The following is an 8,602-nucleotide window of genomic DNA, read 5'->3' on the forward strand; positions in this document are numbered from 1 at the left end:
TCAAGTGGTTTAGGTTTGAAGACGTAATCGCGGAAGCGGTAAAAGTCGCCCGCGAAGGTAAAGCTCGGCTCGCGCCAGATGCCCCGCAGGCAGCGGATAAACTCTTCCGAGCGCAGGTAGCGTTCCTCGTGATCCAACCACGGTTCGCCGATGGCTTTGAACTCGCCGCGAAACCAGCCGCTCACGATGTTGACGGCGATACGCGGGCCGTAAATCTGGCTGATAGTGGCGATTTGCTTCGCCGCCAGCGCGGGATTCCACGGACCGGGAAGCAAAGCGGCGATCACCTTCAGACGCTCCGTGGCGGCCAGCAGATCCTGCGAAAAAGTGACCGATTCATGCTGGTTGTCGGCGCCGTAACCCGCAGTGAACCGAATTTGCGTCAGGGCGTAATCAAAACCGGCGCGCTCGGCGATCTGCGCCAACTTGCGGTTGTAGTGATGATCCCACTGCGTGCGCTGCGGTATTTTGCTGACGACCAGTCCGCCGGAGACATTCGGCACCCAGTAGGCAAACTGGATGGGACGGCGAGTTTCCTGATGAGGCATTGCGATCTCCCGTGATTAGCTGGCGCTGACCTGTTTGACCGGTCGGCGGTCGCCGCCGATAGTTTCACCGAAGGGACCGGTATTGACGGCACGCGACGGCTGGCGGGACGACGGCGCCAACGGCAGTAGCGGCATCACCAGCTCGGCGAAGCGATGGGCCTCCTCCAGATGGGGATAGCCGGAAAGAATGAAGTTTTCGATGCCCAGCGCCTGATACTCACGCAGGCGATCCGCCACCTGCTGCGGGCTGCCCACCAGCGCCGTACCCGCGCCGCCGCGCACCAGACCGACGCCCGCCCACAGGTTCGGGCCAATCCGCAGAGATTCCCGCGAGCCGCGATGCAACGCGCTCATCCGCGCCTGCCCGGTCGAATCCATACGGGCAAAGATTTTCTGCGCCTGCGCAATGGTGTCGTCGTCCAGATGGGCAATCAGGCGATCGGCCGCCGCCCAAGCCTCTTCCTCGGTTTCACGAACGATGACATGCAGGCGGATGCCGTAGTTCAGCGTGCGTCCGTTGGCGTCGGCGCGCTCGCGCACCACCCGCAATTTCTCCTCAACCTGCGCCAGCGGTTCACCCCAGGTGAGATAGGTATCAATCTGTTCCGCCGCTACGTCGATGGCCTCCGGCGAAGAGCCGCCGAAATAGAGCGGCGGGCCGTTTTCCTGCACCGGCGGAAACAGCACTTCCGCGCCTTCCACCCGAATATGCTTGCCGGAGAAATCCACTTTCTCTCCCTTCAACAGCCGCGTATAGACGTGCAGGAACTCTTCGGTGACCTCATACCGTTCGGCGTGACTCAAAAAGATGCCGTCGCCTTTGTTTTCCACCGGATCCCCGCCCGTCACCACGTTGATCAGCAATCGTCCCTCCGACAGCCGGTCGAGCGTGGCCGCCATGCGGGCGGCCAGCGTCGGCGGTTGCAGGCCTGGACGCACCGCCACCAGATAGCGCAGCTTACGGGTGATAGGCGCCAGCGCCGAAGCAACCAGCCAGGAATCTTCACAGCTCTTGCCGGTAGGAATGAGGACGCCGTAGTAACCGAGGTTATCCGCCGCCAGCGCCACCTGCTGTAAATACGCCAGATCCACCGGGCGTCCGCCGTGAGATGTCCCCAGATAACGCCCATCGCCATGCGTGGGCAGGAACCAGAAAACCTTGATATTGCCGTTGTCAGACTCAGCCATTATTCGATTCCTATATAACTATATTCATTATTTATACAAACAATGTTCCAATTTAGTTATAAAAATCAAAGCAGGATCCGTGCCATGAAGTACGTGATTTTTTATCTAATAAAATCATGGTATTACACCTCTCCAGCCGACGGTAAAAATGGTGCATTTGCAGCAAATGGGTATCACCAACTGCTGCGTTTGCAGCAATGGGCTTCAATGGCCCTCTCGTATCACTACTGGCGCTGGGATAAGCTCAGGCCATCCAGTTCTCAGCCGTGAACGCCATCGATGAAAAACCCCCAGCCTTTCGCCGCCGATACGCCAGTGCTAATCGATCCCGCCTCTCTCGCCTTCCAAAGTATGCTGGACAAGCTGGCGCCGACGGACGCCACGGTGCTGATCGTGGGGGAAACCGGAACGGGGAAAGAGGTAGTGGCGCGCTATCTGCATCATCACAGCACCCGCTGGCAGCAGCCGTTTCTGGCGGTGAACTGCGGCGCGCTGACGGAAAGCCTGGCCGAAGCGGAACTGTTCGGCCATGAGAAAGGCGCGTTTACCGGCGCCACGCAAACCCATCAGGGCTGGTTTGAAGCCGCGGAGGGCGGCACGCTGCTATTAGATGAGATCGGCGAGCTGAGTTTACCGTTACAGGTCAAGCTGCTGCGGGTCTTGCAGGAGCGGGAGATCACCCGTGTGGGATCGCGCAAACCGGTGAAGATGAATGTGCGCGTGATCGCCGCCACCCATGTCGATTTGGCGCTGGCCATTCGCGAACGGCGTTTTCGGGAAGATCTCTACTATCGTCTTAACGTCGCCGTGGTCGACCTACCGCCGCTGCGCCATCGCACTGGCGATATCCCAGTGCTGGCGCAGCATTTCCTGTCGTTGTATGCCCGTCGTCTGGGCCGCCCCACCCGACGGCTGTCGCCGGATGCCTTGGACACGTTGATGGCCTACAGCTGGCCCGGCAACGTGCGCGAGCTGGAAAATACCCTGCATAATGCCGTGCTGCTGAGCAAAGACGGCGATATCACCCCGGCGCAGCTGCGCCTCAATCTGACACTGTCAGATCTGAATGTCCCGACGTGCGACGACGCGATTGACCGTTTTATCCGCCAGCAGTTGGAAAGCGAGGCGGATCGGCTGTATGACCGACTCCAGCATGCCCTCATCCGCAACGCCTTCGAACTGAGCAACGGCAATCAGACGCAGGCGGCATCATTGCTGGGCGTCAGCCGGAACACCCTGCGCACGCTGCTGGCCAATCAGGGGCTGATCAAAGGCCGACGTAAAACCTCGGCCCTCGCATCCGCTTCATCCGGCGCGTCGTCTGCCGGACACGCGGAGCGCGAACTGCGCATCGGCTACCAGAAATTCGGCATTCTGGGCGTACTGAAAGCGCGCCAGAGCCTGGAAAACCAGTTTTCACGTCAGGGCATTAGCGTCTTGTGGAGCGAGTTCCCGGCGGGGCCGCAGCTTTTGCACGCGCTGCACAACGATGAAATCGACTTTGGCACCACGGGAGAAGTCCCGCCGATTTTCGCTCAGGCCGCGGGCACGCCGTTGGTGTACGTCGCCTACGAACCGCCCGCGCCGGAGAGCGTGGCGATGCTGGTCGCTCGGGACAGCGATATTCACACGCTGGCGGATTTGCGCGGCAAACGGATCTCCGTCAATAAAGGCTCGAACGTACACTATTTGCTGGTGCAGATGCTGGACGAACAGGGACTGACGCTGAACGACGTCCGCGTGGTGTATTCCCCGCCGAAATACCCGCTGACGCCGAGTGATTACCACGCCGTGGATGCGTGGATGATGTGGGATCCGCTGTTAAGCGATGCCGAGCGCGACGGCGCGTTGCGGGTCATCGCCGACGGACGCCGCCGCGTGCTTAACCATCAGTTTTATCTGGCGCGCCGCGATTTCGTCATTCGTCATGAGGATGTGCTGGAGCCGTTGCTGGAGCTGCTGACGCAGACAGGCCACGACATCGACAGCCAGCGCAGCGAGGCGGCCCGCAGTCTCTCCGTTGAGCTGGGCATGGCCACCGCGTCGCTGGAACGCGCGTTGCAGCGACGCAGTCACCGAACGCGTCCGATGGATATCGCGGTGATCCGCGAGCAGCAGATTATCGCCGACCGTTTTTATGCGCTGGGACTGCTGTCCCGCCCTATTACCGTGCGGGATGCGATCTGGCAACGGGGAAACGTCCGCTAGCGGGCGTGGCTCTCCGCCTGCATCAACGACAACAAATGCGCCCGGCTGAGCGCTGCCTCTTCCGTCAGTCGCGCCGTCAGCGCGCTGAGTGACGGCGTAGTTTCTGAAGACGCCGGATACGCCAGATAATAGGAGGAGCCGCTCGGCACGCAGAGCGGGAAAGGCGTGACGATCCGCTGCATTTTTACGTCGTCTTCCAGCAGGCAAAGATCGCCGATGGCGATGCCGAACCCCTGCTGCGCGGCGCTCATCGCCAGATCGAGCGTATCAAAATGCTGAGCCTTGCTGGACGGCAACACATCACGCCCCGCCGCCCGCAACCACAGCAGCCAGTCACGACGGTCCCGCGTAGGGTGCAGCAGCGTGTGCAGCGACAAATCTTCCAGCGTCATCGCCCGACCGGCCGGGAGCAACGAGGGCGCGCATACCGGCGTCAGGACTTCGTCAAACAGCGGATGCAACGTCAGCCCGCGCGCCGAGGGACGGCCAAACACCACCGCCGCATCGAAATGTTCGTGATCGAAATCCAACCCATGCGAAATCGACGACGTCAGCTCGATATGAATATCCGGCATATCGTTTTGCAGGCGAATGACCCGCGGCAACACCCAGCGCATGGCGCAGGTCGGGCATTTGATGCGCAACGTTCCCGGCCGGGCGGCGGCCCGCACCAGCGCCTCATCAATGGTCGCCAACGCCTGACGCACCGGCGTCAACAAGCGCTCTCCCTGAGGCGTCAGAATCAATCCGCGAGCATGACGTTTGAACAACGGGTAACCCAGTTGACGCTCCAGCCCCAGAATCTGGCGGCTGACTGCGCCCTGCGTCAGGCAAAGGGCCTGCGCCGCGTGGGTGAAATTGAGGTGCTGAGAGACCACCGCGAAGGTTTGCAGTACGTCCAGCGAAGGGCGGTTCTGGGCCATGAGACTCCTCGTCGCAGCCGGTTAAGCCATGTTCTGAGTGCATGGCTAGTATGACAAAGTTTCCCTTGTTGCCCAGAGTTTTCTATTACTTAATGACCCTATTCCCGATGACAAACAGGAGCTATCCATGCAGAGCGCATGCGTCACCCGTTCCAAGCTGCCGGATGTCGGCACCACCATTTTCACCGTGATCGGCCAACTGAGCGCCGAGCATCAGGCGCTGAACCTGTCGCAGGGCGCGCCTAACTTCGCCTGTGCGCCTCAGCTGATCGACGCCGTTTCCAAAGCCATGCGCGACGGACATAATCAGTATGCGTCCATGACCGGCCTCGACGCATTACGCCACGCGCTGGCGGAGAAAACCGAACGGCTGTATGGCGCCCGTTACGATGCCAATGAGGAGATCACGATCATGGCCAGCGCCAGCGAGGGGCTTTACTCGGCTATTAGCGCGTTGGTGCATCCGGGCGATGAAGTGATCTATTTCGAACCCGCGTTCGACAGCTATGCGCCGATTGTCCGGTTGCAGGGCGCCACCGCGATCCCGATCAAACTGTCGCTGAGCGATCTGCGCATCGACTGGGATGAAGTCGCCGCGGCCATTAACCCCAAAACCCGTATGATTATCGTCAACAGCCCGCACAACCCCACCGGGATGGTTTTCGACGAACACGACATTGCACGACTGACCGCGCTGACGCGCGACACCAATATCGCCATCCTGTCTGATGAAGTGTATGAGCACATGGTCTTTGATGCGGGTATCCATCACGGCATGGCGCGTCATCCGGCGCTGGCGGAACGCAGCGTCATCGTGTCGTCTTTCGGGAAAACCTATCACGTTACCGGCTGGCGCGTCGGCTATTGTCTGGCGCCGAAAGCGTTGATGGATGAAATTCGAAAAGTACACCAGTTCATGGTGTTTTCGGCGGATACGCCGATGCAGTATGCATTCGCCGCCATGATGGCGGACCCGCAGAGCTATTTGGGACTGGCCGAGTTCTACCAGCACAAGCGAGACCTGCTGGTGGATGCGCTGCAATCTTCCCCATTCGAGCTGCTGCCGAGCGGCGGTAGTTTCTTCCTGCTGGCGCGTTTCCGCGGGTTCAGCGATCTGAGCGATGACGATTTCGTTCTCAAGCTGATTCGGGACTACAAGGTCGCCACCATCCCACTGTCGGCGTTCTACAGCGAAGGCGTTGACACCGGACTGATTCGGTTAAGCTTTTCGAAAGATGATGATACGTTGCGGGAAGGCGCGCGGCGGTTGTGTCAGGTGCGCTAGTGTGAGAAAGGTTGTCTGAAACGCATCGAATCCGGGCGTTCACGCCCGGACCCTCTTCATCCAGTTACTTCGCGGTGACGTCTAATCCGCCAAAGTATTTTTTAGACAGTTCGTTGATCGTGCCTTTGGCTTTCACTTCAGCAATCGCCGTATTCAAACGCTGGCGAAGCCCGTCGTCGCCTTTACGCAGGCCGAAGGCGATACCGCGCCCCAGAATGCTCTCGTCTTCCACCGCGCCGCCCACAAAGGCGAAGCCTTTACCCATCGGCTGCGACAAGAAACCGCTCTGCCCGGCCGCCGCCATCACCAGCGTGGCATCCAGACGACCAGACTCGAGATCCTGATAAACCTGATCCTGATCCTGATAAGAGACCACATTGACGCCTTTGGGCGCCCAGTGAGCATTGGCATAGCTTTCTTGCACCGAGGACTGCAATACCCCGACCTGTTTTCCGCGCAGGGACTCCACCGTCGGCAGCAGTCCGCTGTCCGCCCGGGCAATCAGCAAGCTGGGAATGTGATAAATCACATCGGTGAAATCAATCGCCTGACGTCGTTTTTCGGTCACATTCATGGCCGAGTTGATGATGTCGAATTTGCGCGCCTGTAGGGCCGGTATCAGGCCGTCGAAGGAGGCTTCGGTCCAGGTGCAGCGAACTTTAGCGGCTTCGCAAACCGCATTGCCCAGATCCACGTCAAAACCGGCCAGGTCGCCTTCCGGCGTTTTATATTCAAACGGCGGGTACAGGGCTTCCAGCCCGAAACGCACCGTGGTCTGTTCCGCCCAGGCGGATCCCAGAGTGAACAGGCATCCTGCCAGAAGGATAGAGGTCATTTTCTTCACTGCTACAGTCTCCGTTTTTATCTTTTATCAGGGAAATAGCGCTGATGATTTAACAGCCCGAGTATGACGCGTAGCGTCGGCGAGAAGCCTTGAATGAGCGCGCCATCGCTCTATTCAGCATACCGCGAATAACGGAATAGTCGACGATGTTCGGCAATGAAGATGGCAGAGACCATCAAAGGCGGAAAAATCTCTCTCGGCGGAGGGGGTTATCGCTCTGCCGGGGCCATCAGAATCTCGCTCGTTGAGTCATCAACAACGCAACGCCGTAGTCACTCTTCCGGGGAGACTAAACGATTCAGGCGCCGTTGACTGACCTCGGCGAGACATCTCTCTCCCCGGTCGTATTTATTGGCAAACGCAGGCGAAGATCAAAAGAGGAAATAGCAGTGACGTGGCGAGAGGATCGCCCTGTTTGACAGGGGAAAGAAGAGGCGTTGGCGTTCTTCTGCCAAGAAAGGAAATCGAATACGACCGAGATAGAGCATAGCCCCCTCTATGCTCGGTATTTTTCAACTTAATCACGGGTTATTACATCACTCCGCCAATCGCTTACGTAAAGAAACAATTAGTAACAATAAGCTGGGAGAGTGCGTGCCGTATTCCCTTTGACTAATTATTTTTAACATATTCATCGCATTCTAAAACAACTTAAGTTCATAGCGTTGATGCCAAAAGATTATCTCAGTGAATAGAATTTTGTTTTCCTTCAGGGTATAGAAAAGAATTTCACCCAGTGTTAACGGGGAAAACTATTTAATATAATGAAAAGTTTTTTAAATTAAAAAATAAAACAGCTATTTTGAAATAATGTTCTGAGTGTGTATACGATATGAAGATGATTTGTTTATATGCGATTTACAGCTTCAATAATGTTTTTTGCGTTAAGTTTTCTAAGAATGTTTTTCTTATGACTGCTGATAGTTTTCTCACTCAGGCACAGCATGGAGGAAACTTCTTTATTCGACTTCCCTGTAGCGAGTTGCTCAAGAACAAACATTTCCCTGGATGACAGTCTCCTTGGTTTTGGCTCAGTGTTAATATAGAGTGGAGATTGGGTGGCTTTCTTTATCGAAGAGACTATCTCGGCAATGGGACTTTTCAGTCCGATAACCGAGTCGCATTTCTGATAATTTAAGTTATAGCACGATGCGTTGTTTTTAAAGAGAATAATTCTATTTTCCTTATTGATGAATTTTATCACGTCGACAAGAGATGCTGTTATCGGGCATTCATTTGAAGTTCCGATAAAAAAAACCTTACTGACCTCTTTATTGGGATATCGCATCAAATCACTCACATCAGTCGCGACATAGCTCATGTCGACTGTGGTCATAATCTTACTACGAATTATTTTTTGAAGCGAATAAGTTATTATTTCATCTTCGAGAAAAAACACATAATCCATTGTTTCTTTATTACCTCCAACTTTAGTCACAACTAGCCATAAATCGCCATTAGCATAAAACTGGCGATGCCATAAATTTATATCTCTCGTGTAGGATTTTTAAGAAGTATAACACCGAATAAAAAGAATGAACATCAGTCACATTATTTCAGAATTTTTTCAGAAATTACCCCTTACCAAGAATTTTCTTAACAATGC

General features: G+C 56.1%; 8 protein-coding genes. 3 read left to right on the top strand and 5 right to left on the bottom strand.

Going from position 1 to position 8,602, the window contains the following annotated elements; all coding sequences use genetic code 11:
• Together Q7O77_RS11325 and ssuD are read right to left on the bottom strand one after the other, a co-directional pair.
• A partial coding sequence (locus tag Q7O77_RS11325) for an LLM class flavin-dependent oxidoreductase (protein WP_304167109.1) occupies positions 1 to 548 on the bottom strand: 548 nt, incomplete at its 3' end.
• 15 nt (positions 549 to 563) lie between these two features.
• Positions 564 to 1,736, bottom strand: a complete 1,173-nt coding sequence (ssuD, locus tag Q7O77_RS11330; RefSeq protein ID WP_304167112.1) for an FMNH2-dependent alkanesulfonate monooxygenase — start codon at positions 1,734 to 1,736, stop codon at positions 564 to 566.
• An 84-nt stretch (positions 1,737 to 1,820) separates the two neighbouring features.
• On the opposite strand from ssuD, the gene Q7O77_RS11335 reads away from it, so the two are divergent.
• Both Q7O77_RS11335 and Q7O77_RS11340 read left to right on the top strand, forming a co-directional pair.
• Complete coding sequence (locus tag Q7O77_RS11335; protein WP_304167115.1) at positions 1,821 to 2,006, top strand: hypothetical protein; 186 nt, start codon at positions 1,821 to 1,823, stop codon at positions 2,004 to 2,006.
• 9 nt (positions 2,007 to 2,015) lie between these two features.
• Positions 2,016 to 3,944 carry a sigma-54-dependent Fis family transcriptional regulator gene (locus tag Q7O77_RS11340; RefSeq protein ID WP_304167118.1) on the top strand — a complete coding sequence of 643 codons (1,929 nt, stop codon included), beginning with the start codon at positions 2,016 to 2,018 and terminating at the stop codon, positions 3,942 to 3,944.
• Here the strand turns inward: Q7O77_RS11340 and Q7O77_RS11345 are convergent.
• The gene (locus Q7O77_RS11345) at positions 3,941 to 4,867 is read right to left on the bottom strand and encodes a LysR substrate-binding domain-containing protein (protein WP_304167121.1); all 927 of its coding nucleotides are present in this window, start codon (positions 4,865 to 4,867) and stop codon (positions 3,941 to 3,943) included. The genes Q7O77_RS11340 and Q7O77_RS11345 overlap by 4 nt on opposite strands.
• Positions 4,868 to 4,994: 127 nt before the next feature.
• Between Q7O77_RS11345 and Q7O77_RS11350 the strand changes: the two genes are divergently transcribed.
• The gene (locus Q7O77_RS11350) at positions 4,995 to 6,152 is read left to right on the top strand and encodes a methionine aminotransferase (RefSeq protein WP_304167123.1); all 1,158 of its coding nucleotides are present in this window, start codon (positions 4,995 to 4,997) and stop codon (positions 6,150 to 6,152) included.
• A gap of 64 nt (positions 6,153 to 6,216) precedes the next feature.
• On the opposite strand, the gene Q7O77_RS11355 is transcribed toward Q7O77_RS11350, so the two are convergent.
• Positions 6,217 to 6,996 (bottom strand): ABC transporter substrate-binding protein, encoded by a 780-nt coding sequence (locus Q7O77_RS11355; protein ID WP_304167126.1) that lies wholly within the window; start codon positions 6,994 to 6,996, stop codon positions 6,217 to 6,219.
• A gap of 847 nt (positions 6,997 to 7,843) precedes the next feature.
• A complete protein-coding gene (locus Q7O77_RS11360) occupies positions 7,844 to 8,434 on the bottom strand; it encodes a helix-turn-helix transcriptional regulator (RefSeq protein WP_304167129.1) in 591 nt (196 codons plus the stop codon).
• Positions 8,435 to 8,602: the final 168 nt, after the last annotated feature.

This window comes from Lonsdalea britannica, from assembly GCF_946477055.1.
Taxonomy (GTDB): Bacteria; Pseudomonadota; Gammaproteobacteria; order Enterobacterales; family Enterobacteriaceae; genus Lonsdalea; species Lonsdalea britannica_A.